General features: G+C 39.7%; 21 protein-coding genes. 13 read left to right on the top strand and 8 right to left on the bottom strand.

What is annotated here, in order from left to right; all coding sequences use genetic code 11:
* The first annotated feature begins 247 nt into the window (after positions 1–247).
* The 5 genes from AB1K80_RS05985 to AB1K80_RS05965 all read left to right on the top strand — a co-directional run bounded on the left by AB1K80_RS05985 (position 248) and on the right by AB1K80_RS05965 (position 5,658).
* Positions 248–1,381: a DUF445 domain-containing protein gene (locus AB1K80_RS05985; protein WP_412855713.1), complete on the top strand. Its 1,134-nt coding sequence runs from the start codon at positions 248–250 to the stop codon at positions 1,379–1,381.
* 122 nt (positions 1,382–1,503) lie between these two features.
* Positions 1,504–1,860, top strand: coding sequence for a YlbF family regulator (locus AB1K80_RS05980; protein ID WP_412855712.1), 357 nt, complete (start codon positions 1,504–1,506; stop codon positions 1,858–1,860).
* 448 nt (positions 1,861–2,308) lie between these two features.
* Positions 2,309–3,175 (top strand): Cof-type HAD-IIB family hydrolase, encoded by an 867-nt coding sequence (locus tag AB1K80_RS05975; protein ID WP_412855711.1) that lies wholly within the window; start codon positions 2,309–2,311, stop codon positions 3,173–3,175.
* 113 nt (positions 3,176–3,288) lie between these two features.
* Positions 3,289–4,788 carry a coproporphyrinogen III oxidase gene (locus AB1K80_RS05970; protein WP_412855710.1) on the top strand — a complete coding sequence of 500 codons (1,500 nt, stop codon included), beginning with the start codon at positions 3,289–3,291 and terminating at the stop codon, positions 4,786–4,788.
* Positions 4,789–4,887: 99 nt separating this feature from the next.
* Positions 4,888–5,658, top strand: coding sequence for an enoyl-CoA hydratase (locus tag AB1K80_RS05965; protein ID WP_412855709.1), 771 nt, complete (start codon positions 4,888–4,890; stop codon positions 5,656–5,658).
* A gap of 32 nt (positions 5,659–5,690) precedes the next feature.
* Here the strand turns inward: AB1K80_RS05965 and AB1K80_RS05960 are convergent, their stop codons facing one another.
* Entirely contained in the window at positions 5,691–5,879 is a 189-nt protein-coding gene (locus AB1K80_RS05960; RefSeq protein WP_412855708.1) for a YhzD family protein, read from the bottom strand.
* Positions 5,880–6,050: 171 nt separating this feature from the next.
* Here AB1K80_RS05960 and AB1K80_RS05955 point away from each other — a divergent pair, with 171 nt between their 5' ends.
* The 4 genes from AB1K80_RS05955 to AB1K80_RS05940 all read left to right on the top strand — a co-directional run bounded on the left by AB1K80_RS05955 (position 6,051) and on the right by AB1K80_RS05940 (position 11,421).
* Positions 6,051–7,265 carry a metallophosphoesterase family protein gene (locus AB1K80_RS05955; protein WP_412855707.1) on the top strand — a complete coding sequence of 405 codons (1,215 nt, stop codon included), beginning with the start codon at positions 6,051–6,053 and terminating at the stop codon, positions 7,263–7,265.
* A gap of 16 nt (positions 7,266–7,281) precedes the next feature.
* Positions 7,282–10,062 carry an AAA family ATPase gene (locus tag AB1K80_RS05950; protein WP_412855706.1) on the top strand — a complete coding sequence of 927 codons (2,781 nt, stop codon included), beginning with the start codon at positions 7,282–7,284 and terminating at the stop codon, positions 10,060–10,062.
* Between the two features lie 62 nt (positions 10,063–10,124).
* Entirely contained in the window at positions 10,125–11,072 is a 948-nt protein-coding gene (yhaM, locus tag AB1K80_RS05945; RefSeq protein ID WP_412855705.1) for a 3'-5' exoribonuclease YhaM, read from the top strand.
* Between the two features lie 115 nt (positions 11,073–11,187).
* Positions 11,188–11,421 (top strand): sporulation YhaL family protein, encoded by a 234-nt coding sequence (locus tag AB1K80_RS05940; protein WP_412855704.1) that lies wholly within the window; start codon positions 11,188–11,190, stop codon positions 11,419–11,421.
* A gap of 53 nt (positions 11,422–11,474) precedes the next feature.
* On the opposite strand, the gene AB1K80_RS05935 is transcribed toward AB1K80_RS05940, so the two are convergent.
* Positions 11,475–12,347, bottom strand: coding sequence for a peptidylprolyl isomerase (locus AB1K80_RS05935; protein WP_412855703.1), 873 nt, complete (start codon positions 12,345–12,347; stop codon positions 11,475–11,477).
* 161 nt (positions 12,348–12,508) lie between these two features.
* Between AB1K80_RS05935 and AB1K80_RS05930 the strand changes: the two genes are divergently transcribed.
* Positions 12,509–12,595 (top strand): YjcZ family sporulation protein, encoded by an 87-nt coding sequence (locus AB1K80_RS05930; protein ID WP_008361129.1) that lies wholly within the window; start codon positions 12,509–12,511, stop codon positions 12,593–12,595.
* A 145-nt stretch (positions 12,596–12,740) separates the two neighbouring features.
* A complete protein-coding gene (locus tag AB1K80_RS05925; RefSeq protein WP_034647786.1) occupies positions 12,741–12,830 on the top strand; it encodes a YjcZ family sporulation protein in 90 nt (29 codons plus the stop codon).
* A gap of 51 nt (positions 12,831–12,881) precedes the next feature.
* On the opposite strand, the gene AB1K80_RS05920 is transcribed toward AB1K80_RS05925, so the two are convergent.
* Positions 12,882–13,064: a hypothetical protein gene (locus tag AB1K80_RS05920; protein WP_412855786.1), complete on the bottom strand. Its 183-nt coding sequence runs from the start codon at positions 13,062–13,064 to the stop codon at positions 12,882–12,884.
* 84 nt (positions 13,065–13,148) lie between these two features.
* Entirely contained in the window at positions 13,149–13,667 is a 519-nt protein-coding gene (locus AB1K80_RS05915; RefSeq protein WP_412855702.1) for a DUF3267 domain-containing protein, read from the bottom strand.
* A 233-nt stretch (positions 13,668–13,900) separates the two neighbouring features.
* Here AB1K80_RS05915 and AB1K80_RS05910 point away from each other — a divergent pair, with 233 nt between their 5' ends.
* Positions 13,901–14,245 (top strand): YhaI family protein, encoded by a 345-nt coding sequence (locus tag AB1K80_RS05910; RefSeq protein WP_412855701.1) that lies wholly within the window; start codon positions 13,901–13,903, stop codon positions 14,243–14,245.
* Here the strand turns inward: AB1K80_RS05910 and AB1K80_RS05905 are convergent.
* Positions 14,223–14,846, bottom strand: a complete 624-nt coding sequence (locus tag AB1K80_RS05905; RefSeq protein ID WP_412855700.1) for an HTH-type transcriptional regulator Hpr — start codon at positions 14,844–14,846, stop codon at positions 14,223–14,225. The genes AB1K80_RS05910 and AB1K80_RS05905 overlap by 23 nt on opposite strands.
* A 183-nt stretch (positions 14,847–15,029) precedes the next feature.
* Entirely contained in the window at positions 15,030–15,386 is a 357-nt protein-coding gene (locus tag AB1K80_RS05900) for a YtxH domain-containing protein (protein WP_412855699.1), read from the bottom strand.
* Positions 15,387–15,516: 130 nt separating this feature from the next.
* Between AB1K80_RS05900 and AB1K80_RS05895 the strand changes: the two genes are divergently transcribed.
* Positions 15,517–15,708 carry a hypothetical protein gene (locus tag AB1K80_RS05895; protein WP_412855698.1) on the top strand — a complete coding sequence of 64 codons (192 nt, stop codon included), beginning with the start codon at positions 15,517–15,519 and terminating at the stop codon, positions 15,706–15,708.
* Positions 15,709–15,756: 48 nt separating this feature from the next.
* On the opposite strand, the gene AB1K80_RS05890 is transcribed toward AB1K80_RS05895, so the two are convergent.
* Both AB1K80_RS05890 and serC read right to left on the bottom strand, forming a co-directional pair.
* Complete coding sequence (locus tag AB1K80_RS05890; RefSeq protein ID WP_412855697.1) at positions 15,757–16,275, bottom strand: tryptophan transporter; 519 nt, start codon at positions 16,273–16,275, stop codon at positions 15,757–15,759.
* 126 nt (positions 16,276–16,401) lie between these two features.
* Positions 16,402–17,481, bottom strand: coding sequence for a 3-phosphoserine/phosphohydroxythreonine transaminase (serC, locus tag AB1K80_RS05885; protein WP_412855696.1), 1,080 nt, complete (start codon positions 17,479–17,481; stop codon positions 16,402–16,404).
* Positions 17,482–17,652 lie beyond the last annotated feature (171 nt).

Below are 17,652 nucleotides of genomic sequence, written 5' to 3'. Positions count from 1 at the left end.
CGATTATTGTTGAAACAATGAAATAACGCGACAAAAAGGGAACAATTTTACACTTGGTTTCATTGTATCTTATCTGATGAACCGAGCATAGGAAAAGCATGGTGTGATGAATACGAAATTGTCATTGAAAGGACTCATCACATATGCTTGATCAAGCCTCATTTGCTTGAGATCTAGACAACAACTATAATACGAATAGATAAAAAAACATCATATTTGGGGATTTTTTGAAAGGTAGATGACTATTTTGGATATACTCACAACGTTTATCTTCATGATTGTAATAGGAGCAATCATAGGCGCAGCAACAAATCATCTTGCGATAAAAATGCTTTTCCGTCCGTATAAACCATACTATTTATTTGGGATGAAGCTCCCATTTACGCCGGGTCTTATCCCTAAAAGAAGAGATGAAGTAGCCAAGCAAGTGGGAATCATGGTGATGGAACATCTGCTCACACCTGCTGGCATTCAAAAAAAAATTGAATCATCAGAAGCAAAGAAAGAGATCGTAAACACCGTTCATCAATATATCGACAAGGGTGCTCATATGGAGGTGTCCGTTGCTTCCTTTTTAGAGACATTCGGACTAACGCAAGTTGACGTTCAAACAGATGAATGGCTTCAGAGGTGGTCAGATCAGAAGCTCCATTCCTTACTTGAAAAGCATGATCAACAATCATTATCAGCATTGCTTCCTCATGAACTAGAGCTCAAACTCTCGTCAAAAATACCAGATGTAGCAGATTATATGTTAACGAGAGGTATTCATTACTTTGAAAGTGAGGAAGGAAAAGCAAGGCTTGGCAATATGATTGATGATTTCTTAAAAGAACGAGGAATGTTTGGCAGTATGATTCAGATGTTTCTAGGGAATTCAAGTTTAATTGACCGTGTACACCCTGAAATCATCAAGTTCTTGAAAAACCCAGAAACAAAAAAGTTTTTAACAGATTTACTCGATCAAGAATGGGACAAGGTGAAGCAGTTATCACTTCATGCCCTTGATGAAAAGTGGAATGTGAAGGAACATCTCTTTCATGTGAAAAAACAGTTGCACACATATTTCTCTACAAAGCCGATGTTAGACAAGCCGGTTGGATTTTATGTGAGTGCGGTGTCAGAAGATCTTAAAACACATGTTGTACCAGAACTGATTGATCAAGGAATCAAAGCGGCATCGAATGCGTTAGAAGGATTGCTGTCAAAACTTCAATTTGAAGACATCATTCGTGAGCAAATTGAACTCTTCCCGCTTGAAAAAATGGAAGAACTTGTCGTGAGTATTTCCAATAAAGAGCTTAAGATGATTACGTTTTTAGGCGGCTTTTTAGGCGGTTTGATTGGTGCCATTCAAGCCATTTTCGTCACGCTTATCTGATGCAACGAAGGAAAATTTTGATGAAATTCATTGTATATATGTGAAACGAAAGCCATAGTTTGTTATAGTGTAGTGGTGTCCGCCGATCGCATCGGTGATAAAGGATAGAAGGGAGACATAACATGTCTGTAAATCTTTATGATGTTGCATATGACCTTGAAAAAGCACTGCGTCATAGCGATGAATATTCAACTTTAAGAAGGCTATATGATGAGGTCAACGAGGATGAATCCTCTAAAAGAATGTTTGAGAACTTCCGTGACATTCAAGTAAACCTTCAACAAAAACAAATGACTGGTCAAGAGATTACACAAGAAGAAGTGGAGCAAGCGCAAAAAACAGTTGCACTTGTTCAGCAACACGATAAAATCTCTCAATTAATGGAAGCTGAACAACGAGTCAGTATGCTGATTGGTGAATTAAATAAAATTATCATGAAGCCACTTGAAGAGCTTTACGGAAATACAGAAGAAAATTAATGAAAAGGGCGATAGCATTCGCCCTTTTTCTCATTCAACATAAGCCGTGAATATCTTCAAAAAAAGGGTTGTCGAAGCGGTTTAATTCTGCGATAATACTAATTGAAAGTGCTTTCAATTAGTGCTTTTATGATTCGTTGGGTGCGTTTCACTTGGGATTTACGGGGAGTAGCCAGAGAAGAGAGAAGCCTTCAGGGAGAAACACAAAGCATAAGGGGATCTGATAAAAGCAATGCTTTGGTGTATGAAAGATAAAGGGGATTATGGGGAGCTTCATTCCTCTATTGTTACGCATCCAAACCATACATAAAAAAAAGCCTAGGGGTAGGCTTTTTTTATTTATCTGATAGATGGATCAAGAAGCACAAGCATCAACTGCATGTTCTAAAGCGACTAGTTAGGGCATATCCTCATCGTAAGGACAGTCATCAAGAAGGGGGATGCCTCAGTGTCAAAAAAACTACTCGCACTCAATATAGATGGGACTTTACTTCGTAGCAATGGAAAGATCCATTCCGCTACAAAGGAAGCTGTGGAATATGTAAAGAAAAAAGGGGTATACGTGACGCTCGTTACCAATCGTCATTTTCGATCAGCGCAAAAAATTGCCAAGGCGTTGAAGATATCATCTTCAACACTTGTGACGCATAGTGGTGCTTTTATCGCGAATACGCTCGATGAACCACTTCATGTGAAAAAATTAACGGAAGATAAAACATTTAATCTTGTGCAAATTCTTGAAAGCTTTGATTGTAATATACGTTTACTTCATGAAAAGTTCTCGATCGGTAATCGGAAAAAAACACAAACTCAACTCATGGGAAAGACATTGATCCATCCGTCTGATCCGATCTTCTATCCAGTACAGTTTGTTGAATCGTTAAGTGATATGCTGATGGATGAACCGGTCAGTACACCCGTCATTGAAGTATATTCGACGGAGTCGCTTCAACAAGAGATTTACCATACGATCCAACAAGCATTTCCATCAGTTGACCTGATTAAAATGAGTGGTGAAAAATTAAATATCGTCTGTAAAGGGGTTTCAAAGGAAGCAGGCCTCTCTCTTTTAGCTTCTGAACTTGGTTTTACTTTAGAAGATACGGTCGTTATCGGCCACGGAACAGATGATATCCCAATGCTAGAACTCGCTGGGTTAGGCGTCGCGATGGGGAATGCTCCTCATTCAGTCAAGCGTAAAGCTGATTGGGTGACACGCTCTAACGATGAACAAGGGGTTGCATATATGATTAAAGAGTACTTTAGGATGCAGCAAAGGGAAGGTTTCTTACATCAATTTGATATTAAACGATAAGCTGGTGCAGGCCCTGTCGATGAAGGAATCGCAGGGCCTGCTCTTATTCCCTTCATTGCTTTTCCTTGATGAATTCTGTAAAATGAAACAAGTTTGAACATAAAGGTGATACAATGCGAATTTTAATTAAAGGGCTGTCGGATGAACGATTTCACCGCCCGCTTGTCAATATAGCTAATTTATTTGAAGAAGAGAGTCAAGTGCTGTTCGATTCAAACGAACAGGATGAAGACCTTGTGATGATCTTTCGTTGGAAAGAAGAACGTGGAATCGTGGAGGCGACTGGTCATATCGATGGAACAGAGATAAATAGTCAATTTTCACGGGAATTGCCAAAAGGTTTGAATGATAAAGAGCGATGGAAGCAAATCAAAAACACGGTGCTTCCTGTTTATTTACACCTGCTTCAGGATTATACAGGGATGACGCAAAAGTGGGGGATTCTCACTGGGATTCGCCCGACGAAATTGCTTCATAAGATGTTAAGAGAAGGTATGACGAAGGAAAAGGCACATGCGGCGTTAAAAAGAGATTATTTGATTCATGATGAAAAAATCAATTTGATGCAAGAAATTGTTGATCGCCAGCTTCAAGCGATTCCGGATCTGTATCAACTTCAACAGGAAGTCAGTATTTATATTGGCATTCCTTTTTGCCCGACGAAATGTGCTTACTGTACGTTTCCAGCTTATGCGATAAAAGGACAAGCCGGCAGAGTGGGGACGTTTCTCTTTGGCCTGCATTATGAGATGCAAAAAGTGGGGGCTTGGTTAAAAGAACACAATGTGAAAGTGACGACTGTTTATTTTGGTGGAGGAACGCCAACAAGTATTACAGCGGAGGAAATGGACTTGCTGTATGAAGAAATGTATCGTTCTTTTCCAGATGTCAAACACATTCGTGAAATCACGGTCGAAGCAGGTCGACCTGATACCATTACGCCTGAAAAGCTTGAAGTGTTAAACCGCTACAACATTGATCGAATCAGTATCAACCCACAATCATATGAAAACGAAACGCTCAAAGCCATTGGGCGTCATCATAGTGTGGAAGAAACCATTGAGAAGTATCATCTGTCAAGGCAGTACGGAATGAACAATATTAACATGGACTTAATTATTGGTTTGCCAGGGGAAGGGTTAAAGGAATTTCAACATTCCTTACAGCAAACTGAAGAGCTCAAACCTGAATCATTGACCGTGCATACACTCTCGTTTAAAAGAGCTTCTGAAATGACGCGGAATAAGGAGAAGTACCAAGTCGCAGATCGAGAAGAAATCACACGAATGATGGACGAAGCGGTCACATGGACGAAAGAACATCAATATTATCCATATTATTTATATAGACAAAAAAACATCCTCGGGAATCTCGAAAATGTCGGGTATTCATTAGATGGGCAAGAAAGTTTATATAACATCATTATTATGGAAGAAGTTCAGACAATCATTGGGATTGGGTGCGGTGCAGCGAGTAAATTTATTGATCACCGTACTGGGAAAATTACGCAATATGCCAATCCAAAAGATCCAAAGTCTTATAATGATCGCTATGTGCATTATACGGAAGAGAAGATTGAATTCCTCGAATCATTATTTGTGTCTCGCGTCTAAACACTGCAATTTTGCAGTGTTTTTTTCATTTTTAGAAAGGGTTTACGGAGTAGTACGAGGAAGTAGTCATGAGGTCAAATGAAAAAGGGGGGATGATTGATGACATACATCAATTGTCAGTTAAATGGGGAGATTTTTGAAATCGCTTTCAATAGACCGGAAGCGTATAATGCATTTCATGCAGATATGTTTATTGAACTGAAAGAGGCATGTGATCAAGCAGCTGAAAGCAGTGCGAGAATCGTCGTGATAAAAGGTATGGGGAAAGGGTTCTCAGCAGGTGGGGATATTGGGATGATGATGAACCAAGATCGTGAAGAGGATTTTCACCATGTCATGAATCTGATTGAGGATATTACGCTTTCTCTTGCTCGTATGAAAAAAGTGACCATTGCGCTTGTCCATGGTGCAGCGGCTGGTCTTGCGTTTAGCTTTGCCTTAAGCTGTGATTATCTGTTCATGCATCAAGATGCAAAGCTGGCGATGAATTTTAATGGCATAGGATTAATTCCAGATGGTGGCGGCCATTTTTTATTAGCGAAAAGAGTTAGTGAACAAACGGCCAAGCACTTAATTTGGAGCGGAAAAAAGCTATCGGCTGAAGAGGCGCTTGAGCTTCGTCTGGCAGACGGTGTGTTTCATGAAGACATTGATACATATCAGACAACGTGTGTGAAACCATTTCTCAACATGCCGCTTCAAGCATTTGTTGAAACAAAGATGATCTATTTCCAACAATCAGAATCACAGTTGTTATCGTTTCTTCAAAAAGAGCGCGCAGCACAGGCAAGGCTTAGGAAAAGTCATGATCACAAAGAAGGGATCCAAGCCTTTTTAGAAAAAAGACGTCCTGTCTTCGAACAGGTGTAATCAATCGTGAAGCCGGCAAAAAGCCGGCTTTTTTAGCGTTGAAATAAAAGAAGCTTGCCGGCATCATTGACGAGGCGGTGAGAGTGCTTCATGTACTTGAGTTCGATCAAGCGATTCTCTCCTAATTTTTTTGCCTTTTCATCACTATCAGTGGATATTTTCTCATTTAAAAGGGTTTCACCTGATTGATCAAATACGGTCAAAAAGTATGTTTTCTCCATCCCTTCTCTTCCTCTCTTTGTTTTTTAATCTACTTACACAAAGAATGAGCCAAAACCTCTTTTTTAATCAAAAAAATTTCTTTTTCGGAATCAAGTGTGATAGAACGTGCATTCGTATAAATGGCATGATAAAATATGGACAATTACAGTATCGGACAAGGAGATAGACCTTTGACTAAGTTAACGTTTATACATGCCGCAGACCTTCATTTGGATAGTCCGTTTGCGGGAATGTCGAAGTTACCAAACCAAATGTTGAAACGGTTGAAAGAAAGTACGTTTCAAAGTGCCAAAAACATGTTCGATCTTGCCATTGATCGCGAGGTAGATTTTGTGCTGTTAAGCGGTGATATATTTGATGAATCGAATCGCAGTCTGAAAGCACAGCTTTTCCTAAGAAATCAATTTCTTCGATTACAACAAAATGGGATTCAGGTCTTTATGATTTATGGGAATCATGATCATTTAGGCGGTGAGTGGACACCAATCGAGTGGCCGGAGAATGTCCACGTTTTCTCGACCAGTATGCCAAGTGTGCAATCGTATAATAGAGGGGAGCGGCTTGTCGCAAGTATTTATGGATTTAGCTATAAAGAACGGGCTGTCTATGAAAATATGACACCTCATTACTCGAAAGAAACAGATGCCCCCTATCATATTGCGATGCTTCACGGTACACTTGCGGGACAAGAAGGACACGATGCGTATGCCCCGTTTCAGCTTCATCAGCTAATAGCGAAGGATATGAGTTATTGGGCTTTAGGCCATATTCATAAAAGAGCCATATTGCACAAGGAACCATTTATTATCTATCCTGGTAATTTACAAGGGAGGCATATAAAAGAAACCGGAGAGAAAGGCTGTTATTTGGTTCAACTCACAGAACACTCTGAGACAGCAGAGTTTCATCGTTGTGCAGATGTCCATTTTGAAACAGTCACCCTCGACATTACCCATACCTTACATATGACGGATTTAATCACCCTTGTGGAAAATCGGCTGAATGACTTAAGGGAGCAGGGGCTACCCCATTTTGTGAAGGTCGTACTGACTGGGCATGCACCTGATTACTTTGTAGAAACGAGTCAAGAGGTACTGGAGGAGCTTATCACCGTCCTTCATGACCAGGAAGAAGACGAAGAGAATTTCATCTGGGTCATGTCTATTGATCGTCGAACAGAAGAAGAGACCTCTTTTTCAAAAGACCCCTTTTTGGAAGAACTGACGTCAGAAATTGCTGATTTTGATGCATTTGAAGAGCTCCTTTCACCGATGAAACGTCATCCAATCTATCGAAAATTAGGAAAAGCCTTCACGAAAGAGGACGAAGCGGATATGAAAGAAGAGGCACGAAGGTTGCTAACAGAGCAATTGAAGCAATTGTGAGAAAAGGAGACACATGATGAAAATACGCTCACTCCATATTGTGAAGTTTGGGAAATTTTCCAATCGAACCTTTCATTTTTCTGAAGATGGTTTTCAGCTAGTTTATGGTTTGAATGAATCGGGGAAAACGACATTAAAGGCATTTATTGAATCCATGTTATTTGGTTTTCCTAAAAACAATATGTACAAGTCCAAACAAAGTTCTTTTTATGGTGGCTCTCTGACCTGTTCACATCGTGAACTAGGGATCATTCATATTGAAAGAACAACCGATTTAGGTGGTCAAGCACAGGTGACGCTTTCAAATGGGGAAGTGAAAGACGAATCCTTTCTACATACTGTTTTAAAAGGAACAGATCGCAGAATGTTTCAATCGGTGTATTCATTTGATGTGTTTGGGCTACAAAATGTACAAGCTTTAAACCAAGATCAGATTGGGGAGTTTTTACTCTTTTCAAGCTTGTTTGGATCAGATGCGGCTTCTAAGATGGATAGCCGGTTATTAAAACAGCAAGAACTCCTATTTAAACCGAATGGTCGTAAACCTGAATTAAATCAGCAGCTTGATCGTTTAAAAGAGCTAGATGGACGGCTCAAGCAAGCCAAAGTGGTCGAAGGACGTTATGCTGAAAAGAGGCAAGAACAGACCCAAATAACAGAAAAAATCGAACAGCTTCAACAAGAAGCGAAACGACTAGAAAAAGAAATTGCCCAATTAACGGAACAGATTCGACTTTTTCCAAAAATAGAAGAAAAGACGCAATTAAAAAAAGAATTGGCACGTTATCCAGAACGGGTCAAACGATTTAGACAAGAAACAGAACATGAGCTTGATAAGTTAGAGTCGCATCTACATCCTCAAAAAGCTCAATTAACGGCTTTGCATCAAAAATTAGAACAACTTTACACCACGCTAGCACAATCACAACCACTGTATGACAGAGAAACGCACAGAGAGATAAAGCGTGTGATGGATGAATTTGCTGAAGCACAACGTGTGTCACAACGTTTAAAAGAGGGCGAGGCAGAAAGTCATTCCCTCAAACAAAAAATAGACGAAGCGACATCTAAGCTGAAGTGGAATCACTCAATGAAGCTAAATCAAATGGACGATTCACTTGATTATGAGTGGCAATTAAAGGAGACTGTTGGCCAATACGTTCGTTTAATGGAGCGGAAGGCTCAGCTCGATGAACGCTTTGATTATGCAAGACATGAACTAGAAGAAGCGGAAGCGACATTAAAAGGATTAAAGGAACGAACTCCTGTGCAGCAAGTTGGGGAAGATCGCAGAGGGACTAGAACAAAAGGAAAACAACCTCGAAGAACATGGTTGTTCCCGCTTGTCATCGTGTTTGATGCGGTGTTTATGCTTGTTTTATTCATGTTAGCAACGTGGTGGGTGACATTGCTGTTTGCCGGTTTTTCCATATTTATGTTGATGACCCTTTATTCATTGGTGAAACCGGCTCAAATGAGACAGGGTGATGACGACAATCTAGATTCTTTTCAAATACAGATGGTTTCAGCTGAAACGGTTGTGAGGCAAAAAGAACTTCTGTACGAAAGAATGATCCGCCAGTACGAAGACTGGGAGCAAGAATTGGAACCTGTACAGCAACAGGTAGAAGAAATGAAAAGGCATCTAGGCTTGTCTACAGAGCCATCCTATCTCTTAGAAGCCTTTCATGTCTTGAAGCAATTAAAAATGAACACAGCGGCTTATGAACGGCTTGTCTGCGAAATGGGCGAGCTCACCGAACAGTTATCGTTTTTTGAGAAAAGGGTTTTGATGTTGTGTAAGCAACTCAAACAAAATGAAGGAACGATACAAGAGACGATCTCAGCCTTCCAAGAGATCTTAAAGGATGAGGCAAGGAGAGAGAAGGAATGTCAAGCATTGAACGTATCCATACAGCATGTGGAGCAGCAGCTGGCTACGTTAGAAGGAGAAATCACTTATTACGAAAAAGAAATGAACGAGCTTTTTCGTCAAGTAGGAGCAGAATCAAAGGAAGATTACCATGTGCTGGCTCACTCATTCAAAGAATACCGAAAGAAGCTACAGGATTTACAGCAGTTGAATCAAGAATTACACCGACATGGTGAAGGTCTTGAAGAGGAATGGGTGGTCAATCATGGATTACATATTCTTGAGAATAAGAGTGAACAAGCGAAAGAGCATCTAAAGGACCTCCAAATGAAAATTGAGGAGAGCCAAAACCGTTTAGCAGAACTGACATTGGAGATTAGACAGATTGAGGCGTCGGGAACAGTGTCTGATGTAACCCACCAACTCGCAGTCGAACAGGAGCATACGAAAGAGCTTGCGAAAAAATGGGCAGCCATTCAGCTTGTACGATCTGTCATTCATGAAAAAATGAATGTGCATAAAGAAACGAAGCTACCCGCTTTACTTCAAACGGCATCCGGCTTCATTCAGCCTCTAACAAATGATCGATATGAAGCGATTTTGTTTTCGAAAGAAGATGATCGGCTGATCGTGAAAAAAACAGATGGGCGAATATTCCATCCAGAGGAGCTTTCTCAGGCAACATGTGAGCAAATTTACCTTGCGATTCGTTTTGCGCTGGCCATGTCCCATCAACAAGAATGTCAGTTGCCATTCATGATGGATGACAGTTTTGTCCATTTTGATCAAGTGCGTCTAGGGAGAGTGCTTGGGATGATGAATCACCTGACTCAGTCTGAAACCCAATTGTTTTATTTCACCTGTCACGATCACATGAAGCTAGCGGCATCAGATAGTCAGATTACGAGCTTGGCAGTTGAATGATTGACAAATAATGACTTGTGTTATACTAATATGAGCAGAAACACGGAAGGAGCATTTATTGAATGGCTAAAGGGATCATGACCTATGATGTTGGTGAACAAGTTGACCTGCATTTATTAATTAAATCATCTACAAAAGGGATTGCAAGTAATGGCAAACCATTTCTCACGTTAATTCTTCAAGATCAAAGTGGAGATATTGAGGCGAAGCTATGGGATGCCAAGCAAAATGATGAACTCACATACGCCCCACAAACCATTGTGAAGGTAGTCGGTGATATTCATCATTATCGCGGTAGAAACCAGCTGAAGCTTAGGAATATACGCCCTGTTGCTGAAAATGAACAAATTAAAATCGATGACTTTCTCGAAACAGCTCCAATTCCAAAACACGATATGATGGATACAATTATGCAATATATTTTTGATATGAAAAATCCAAATATACAACGTGTCACGAGACATTTACTGAAGAAATATGGACAGGAATTTGCTGATTATCCTGCAGCGACAAAAAATCACCACGAGTTTGTTTCTGGCCTCGCCTATCATGTGGTGTCTATGCTACACTTGGCCAAATCAATTGTTGACCTGTATCCATCACTTGATCGCGATCTACTATATTCAGGGATTATTTTACATGACCTTGGTAAAGTCAAAGAGCTATCGGGTCCAGTATCCACGACATATACAGTAGAAGGAAACTTAATTGGACATATCTCCATTATGGTGACCGAAATTGCGAAGGCGGCTGAAGAGCTAGGCATCGATTCGGAAGAAATCTTGATATTACAACACATGGTGCTAAGTCATCATGGTAAAGGTGAGTGGGGGAGTCCTAAACCGCCAATGGTGAAGGAAGCTGAAATTCTCCATTATATCGATAACCTTGATGCAAAAATGAACATGATGGACCGTGCGCTTGTGCATGTGAAACCGGGAGAATACACAGAGCGTATTTTTGCACTAGAGAACCGTTCATTTTATAAACCAACCTTTCATGGTGAATAAGAATGCCTACGTCCGTATCATTACGGGCGTTTTTTTCATAACTTGTCTTCTTTTTGCATAAGCATATAACAAAAGGCAAGAGGAAGAGGTTTTGATAAAAGGAGGCGTTTGATCAATGTTGTTTTTTCCATGGTGGGTGTATGCGTGTATCATTGGCATTATTTTCTGTGCGTATAAATTGATGACGACGGCAAAAGAGGAGCAGAAAATCGATCATTCCTTTATTGAAAAAGAAGGAGAAATTTTCATTGAACGAATGGAGCAAGAGCGAGAACGTAGACGTCAAAAGCAACAAATGGAAAGGTCACAGGAACCAGCGGGGAAACATGAGAACCATTCCATTGCTTGAATTCATTCATTCCAACAACCCACTACAATTGATGTAGTGGGTTGTTTTATGCATTATTGGTTTTGATTCGTTGGTGTTTGTTGATTTGTTTCTTTGAACGTATCTTGTAACTCTTTGTCTTTTACTTTCACATCGGCTTCTTTCACCAAATCGTTAAGAACTGACTGAATTTCAGTTGAGTCTGTTTGCTTTTGTGAAAGTAGTTCTTTTTTCAAGTCAGCTTTCATGTCGTCATATTTACCGCGTTCTTCGGTTTTCTTAATAATATGGTAGCCGAACTGTGATTTCACTGGACTGCTAACTTCATTCACTTTAAGTTTAAAAGCAGCTTCGCTGAAATTCTCATCCATTTGGCCTTCTTTTGCAAACCAGCCTACATCGCCGCCTTGTGCTGCTGATGCAGTATCAGTTGAATATTCAGACACTAGGTCTTCCCATTTTTCACCTTTATCTAACTTCTTTTCAACCTCATCAGCGGTCTTCTTATCCGCAACTAAAATATGGCTCGCACGGATTTTCCCTTTTAGGTCGTCATAGTAAGCTTTTACTTCTTTGTCTGTGATTTTGATGTTAGCTTTGGCAGCTTTTTGTGTCAGCAGCTCATACTTCACTTGATCTTTAATGAAATCTTTTCCATATTGGTCTTGAAGTCGTTTTAAACCATCTTCTCCAAGCGTTTTTTCGTATTCTTTCATCTTCTGGTCGATTTCTTTATCTGATACTTTGTATTTGTCATCAAGTACCTTTTGTTGAACAAGTAGATTCAGCGCATCTCCACCCGCTTGTTTCTTCAGCGTTGTGTAAAGTTCTTCTTTTGTGACATCTCCTGATTTTGTCGTTGCGATGACTTCTTTATCACCACTACTGCATGCGCCAAGAGTTAAAACACTTACTGCTGTTACAGCTGCTAAAGCCATTTTTTTCATTCAAAAAACACTCCTAATCTTTCCAATTTATTTATCATTGCTTGTATCATAACATATTGTGACATGCTGTAAAAAGAATTGCAAACGAGAGGGCATTCGTCTAGTCAAATTTTTGCGCGCGACATACATATATATTGATCACAAAAAGGAGGCTGAATGATATGGGAGCAGGATATTCTAATGGGTTTGCTTTGTTGGTCGTGCTATTCATTTTGCTGATCATCGTTGGGGCAGCATATCTTTACTAATTAAATCGCTGTAACAGAAGGGAGCCGCTTTGCCTTATGTGCGAGCGGTTCTTTTTTTAAAACGATGACACGTGCCTAAACGTTTTCAGTATTTCTGCATACACTGTGCTTAGAACAGAGGAAGAACTGGCAGGAGGTGTTTTACATGGGAGGAGAAGTATTTGCTGGCGGTTTTGCACTAGTCGTCGTATTATTCATCTTATTGATCATTATCGGTGCATCTTGGATTTACTAACAAAAAAGTATACAAAAAGCTGCCCTCAACCTGGCAGCTTTTGCTTTGATCTTATACAGTTATGGTAATTTCAACAAATGATGAGATGAGTAAGATCAGTATGGATACATTGATAAAGCGGAACACCTTATCTTGCCGTTCTTCAGGAATCTCTCTGACAAGGCATAATGTATTGGTAAGCCGATTTATTGAATAGACAATAAACGCAGCAAAGATAATAAAGTAAAATAAAATTATCGGAGATCCCCCCTCTCTATGCTATTCCATACTACATTACCAAATTTTTTATGAAAAAGATAGAAGTTGACTCTAAAATCCTCATGATGAGGAGGTATGATCGATCAAAATATCAAACTCATCTTGGGCTTGATTGATGATACAGGATTTTGGTGCTTTTAGTAGTTTTCTAGCAAATAAAAAGTCAGGCAAACAGTAGCCTGCATGAATACTTGAGATGATGATAAAATAGTGTGCATACATCGGAAACATAATACCTAACACCAAATACATCGGTGTGATCACACAAAACGGGCTAAGCAGTGAGTAAAGCATGACCTTCTTAGGTACATGTTGCCAACAATTTCGCTTAAATAACATCATTTTCTTCTTGCTCTTCATCACTGGAATCAGGTGTACCACACGATGGACAAGCAATGTCACAAATAACAGCACGACAAAAAGCGGTGCGTTGTGACTACTTAGTCTCGTATGAGGGTGAGTCAGTTGAAAAGATAAAAAAGCCAAAATAAAAAAGAGTATCGTAAGACTTATTGCTGAAATCATCATTCTCGTATAACCATAATCCCTTTCAAGATTAATGGTCTTCCAACAATTCATTTTTCATCCTTCCAATCTCAACATACTAATTGAATATCTCAAGATAATTTACTCTTCCTTAGGATAAAAATCAATGGTTTTGATGAAAAAAAATAAAATGTTCGAATCATATGGGGAAAAGAGAGGAAACTTAGGACTTTTCAAGAAAAAAAGTCTAAAGAGGGAGCTTCGTCTCTTTCGTCAATGAGTCATTTCGGCTAAAATAGAAAGACTAAGAGAAAGAGGGAACGGACATGGGCATTGAGGAACGATTGAATCAGCTTGAATATTATATGGAGTTATTATTGACAACGACAGATATGAGCCAGTATCCATATTATGCGCTTTTGATTCGCCAGCGTGTAACGAGAGAAGAGGCGAAGGACATTGAGCGTATTTGTGCGGAGTTGTCAGACGAAATGGACAAACAAAAAGCACAAGGCTATGTCATGTTTGACAATCTCCTTGCGCTATTTGCGGGACAGTTAATCGAGAAGCTAGATGTACATGAGACTATTTTCGCTTTGCATGATCAAGGGCTATTTCAGCCATTAATGAATGAATTTATAAAGATCATTAAACAATTTGATTTGATCTAGCCAATTTGACTTCTTCTGCTTCATCTGATCCCTCATGGTCTTCAAGTTTTTTTGTTACTTTTCCTCGTTCTTCTAAAAAGTCTTTCTCAATGTTTGAAAACGATTTCTCAAAAATCTCCATAAAGTCTTCGCCATAAATGTTTCGGATAATACACATCATTTCTATAATTTCAGGGAATTTTCCGTAAATGTCATGAAGCGGCTGTGCGCCTTTGACAATGCCAGTTCTGGCCGGATCATAATCTTCAAGTAGTTGATGGAATGTCTCTTCGCCTTTTGGCGTTAGTTCAATGTACGTATTGCGTTTGTCATTTAATTTTTTAGAGAATTTCAAAAATCCTCTTTCCTCCAGTTTTTTAGAGAAATTAAATGCGGTTGATACGTGCATGACGCCAAATTTTGCAATTTCTGATATTGAAGCTCCTTTTAATTGGTACGCAATCCACAAAATATGATGTTCATTGATATTTAGGTTATACGGTTTGATCCACTGCTGCCAGTCTTTTTCAATGGATTTCCAAAGAGCCTTGCTCAATTGAGCCATTCTTTGACTGAATAAAAGTGCTTCTTTTACATCGAAAGGCTGTTCCGAATGATTCATCCATTTCACCTACTTCTCTTTTTCTTGTAATTCTATTATGCCAATAAAATAAAGATTAATAAAGCTGAAAATTCAAGATTTTTAAAAAGACATGAAAAACATTGACAAAATCACCTTTTTCAACAAAAAAAGTGCAGGATACGCACCCTGCACACTTTTGTAAGCGAATATTTTTTGAGTCTATTAGTTTTGTAAGGTTTTCTCCAGTTGTTTGAGTTTTTCCTCAATCTCCTGAATTTCCTTTTGCAAGTCTTGTTGATGAGGTTTGATTTCCTCGCGCCATTGTTGAATAGAAGACTGTAATTCCGTCCCAACTTCTTTGATCACGTCGGCGCTTTCTTTTGCTGTTTCTACAATTTGCTCTTTTAAAGCTCGTCCATCTCTTTTAAGTCTCGTCAGTGTATCCTCGAGTTTCTCATAGCCGTCTTTTACTTTTCCGCGTACATCTCTGCCAGAAGAGGGAGTCGTCAGAAGCACTGCCGCACCTCCGAGGAGACCGCCTACAAATAATCCTGTCAATAAAGAACGTCCACTAGCCATTCAAATCACCTCTAGTCAAATTTTACACATGTGCATCTTCTCTGTCTGAACATCAGTTCAACTTCATGGAACTTCCATACATAGCTTGCTTTATTTTAGCATACTTTTGAAGAAAAGGGAGGGGAGAAGGTTGTCTGTCTTTCTGTTCGTTTTCACATGTATCACTGTCATTTTCACCGGTGGTTCCATTCATTATGTAAGACAACTTGGGTATGCAGGGTCCTATCCGCCTAAACATATACTAAAGCAAAAGGCGCTTGTTTGTGCAGCAGGTGCAGGGGTCTCGCTTCTTATATTGCTCTTGACCCTTTTCATGATATAAAGGCATAAAAAAACCTCTTCATATGTGATGAAGAGGTTCGGTTATTTGTTAAGCGACTTCTATCATTCTTGCACGCTTTAAAATGGACTGTGCAATCGGGAAGACAAATACCATGGCGATGGTATTAATGACGGTTGCTGGTAGAACGACAGCTACAAGAAGTGCTGGTAATGCAGCTGGTAGTCCAGTGATGAGTAAAGCGGCAGATAGGAAAATAACGCCTGAAATAATGGTTCCAATTGGTGTCAATACGGCAGTCAGAACCACTTTGTTTTTTATCTTCTGGGAAGCCAAGAAAAGGACTAAGAAGATAAAGGCAGTTACCGGTTTGTCTATCATGTTTGGAATTTGTCCGCCTGGGAAACCAGTTGTCAAAGCGGAAATCGCTCCCGTGACAAGGGCGATAACGACAACATGCTGTACCTTTGGAAAAAGGATGATGCTTAAAAACATCATGACTAGCATCATATCAGGTTTCATCCCGAAGAAAATGGGCGGGAAAATGGTATGCAAAACGGCTCCCATTGCTGCAAGCAATGACATAATCACTAATTCTTTTGTTTTCATCTCTATGCTCTCCTCTGCTAAGCTCTTATCGGACTCTCCAATAATATGGCTGATCATTTATTGCAAGAGTCATCACTTATATTTCACGTTATTATATCAAATTTCTATGAGAATAGAAACGCTTTTTCACTCATTTTCTTGCTGGAACTTTTTCATAAAGTCGGCAAGCTTTTGGCAACTTTCTAGAGAAACGGCATTGTATATAGACGCTCTGCACCCGCCAACAGAACGATGACCAGCAAGTCCAACCATTTGTTCTTGTTTTGCCTTCTCGATAAATGATGCGGTCAAAGCATCATCACGAAGCGTAAACGTGACGTTCATATGAGAACGGCTGTCTGCGCGAGCGTGTCCTTTGTAAAAACCACCGCTTTGATCGATCGTCTCATATAAAACGGCAGCTTTTTGTTCATTGCGCGCTTCAGCAGCTTCTACGCCGCCCATCTTTTTCACATGCTCAAGAACAAGGGATAGCATGTAAATCGCAAAAGTTGGTGGTGTGTGATATAGCGAGTTTGCCTTTGCGTGTGTTGAATATTTTAATATGTTTGGTGTACGGCTATTTTCTTTCGCTAATAAATGTTTGCGTGCAATCACAATGGTGATACCAGAAGGACCTAGATTCTTTTGTGCACCAGCATAAATCAAATCAAACGAAGAAACGTCTATTTTTTTGCTTAGAATATCACTGGACATGTCAGCAATCAGGGGCAATGAAGTGGTAGGGAACGTTTTCCACTGTGTGCCGAAGATTGTATTGTTCGATGTGATATGCAGATAAGCACCATCGGTTAATGCAGAAGGATCTACTTCTGGAATATATGAATAGTTGTCATCTTCACTTGAGGAAAACACAGATGTCTGACCAATCTTTTTTGCTTCAGAAAGGGCTTTTTCTGACCATGCGCCTGTTTGAATGAAGTGAGCGGTCTCTCCCTCATGTAAGAAGTTCATTGGAATCATCGCAAATTGAAGACTGGCTCCGCCTTGCAAAAAGAGAACCTCATAATCTTCAGGGATGTCCATCAGCTCAATTAAAAGTGACTTTGCTCGATTGTGCACTTCTTCATATTCACCGCTCCGATGAGACAGCTCCATGACAGACATTCCAGTTTGTTTAAAATCAACAAGTTCTTCCTGTGCTTTTTGAAGCACTTCAAGCGGCAATGCAGCCGGACCAGCATTAAAATTCGTCGTTCGCTTCATCACAATCTCTCCCTATTTCTCGCGTTAATGGATCAAAAGATAAAACCATCCTATCACAAATTTAAGGCATTTGGATAAAAAATTTGAATCGTCCTAAATATCTTACTATTCATTGAATGAGCGTGATGTTTACCAGAAAAAGGTGTCTTGTAAAAAAGGAAAAACCCCATC

The organism is Bacillus sp. 179-C3.3 HS, from assembly GCF_047229225.1.
Lineage (GTDB): Bacteria > Bacillota > Bacilli > Bacillales > Bacillaceae > Bacillus.
Note: the sequence above shows the minus strand (reverse complement) of the source record. Positions and strands in the feature narration are given on the sequence as shown.

Coding starts and splice junctions, on each gene's coding strand:
- AB1K80_RS05930 (WP_008361129.1), top strand. CDS start 12,509: ATGGGAGCAGGATATTCTAATGGGTTTGCTTTGTTGGTCGTGCTATTC.
- AB1K80_RS05960 (WP_412855708.1), bottom strand. CDS start 5,879: ATGGAGAAAACATACTTTTTGACCGTATTTGATCAATCAGGTGAAACC.
- AB1K80_RS05970 (WP_412855710.1), top strand. CDS start 3,289: ATGCGAATTTTAATTAAAGGGCTGTCGGATGAACGATTTCACCGCCCG.
- AB1K80_RS05935 (WP_412855703.1), bottom strand. CDS start 12,347: ATGAAAAAAATGGCTTTAGCAGCTGTAACAGCAGTAAGTGTTTTAACT.
- AB1K80_RS05940 (WP_412855704.1), top strand. CDS start 11,188: ATGTTGTTTTTTCCATGGTGGGTGTATGCGTGTATCATTGGCATTATT.
- AB1K80_RS05900 (WP_412855699.1), bottom strand. CDS start 15,386: ATGGCTAGTGGACGTTCTTTATTGACAGGATTATTTGTAGGCGGTCTC.
- AB1K80_RS05980 (WP_412855712.1), top strand. CDS start 1,504: ATGTCTGTAAATCTTTATGATGTTGCATATGACCTTGAAAAAGCACTG.
- AB1K80_RS05890 (WP_412855697.1), bottom strand. CDS start 16,275: ATGAAAACAAAAGAATTAGTGATTATGTCATTGCTTGCAGCAATGGGA.
- AB1K80_RS05925 (WP_034647786.1), top strand. CDS start 12,741: ATGGGAGGAGAAGTATTTGCTGGCGGTTTTGCACTAGTCGTCGTATTA.
- serC (WP_412855696.1), bottom strand. CDS start 17,481: ATGAAGCGAACGACGAATTTTAATGCTGGTCCGGCTGCATTGCCGCTT.
- AB1K80_RS05950 (WP_412855706.1), top strand. CDS start 7,282: ATGAAAATACGCTCACTCCATATTGTGAAGTTTGGGAAATTTTCCAAT.
- AB1K80_RS05965 (WP_412855709.1), top strand. CDS start 4,888: ATGACATACATCAATTGTCAGTTAAATGGGGAGATTTTTGAAATCGCT.
- AB1K80_RS05910 (WP_412855701.1), top strand. CDS start 13,901: ATGGGCATTGAGGAACGATTGAATCAGCTTGAATATTATATGGAGTTA.
- AB1K80_RS05915 (WP_412855702.1), bottom strand. CDS start 13,667: ATGAATTGTTGGAAGACCATTAATCTTGAAAGGGATTATGGTTATACG.
- AB1K80_RS05905 (WP_412855700.1), bottom strand. CDS start 14,846: ATGAATCATTCGGAACAGCCTTTCGATGTAAAAGAAGCACTTTTATTC.
- yhaM (WP_412855705.1), top strand. CDS start 10,125: ATGGCTAAAGGGATCATGACCTATGATGTTGGTGAACAAGTTGACCTG.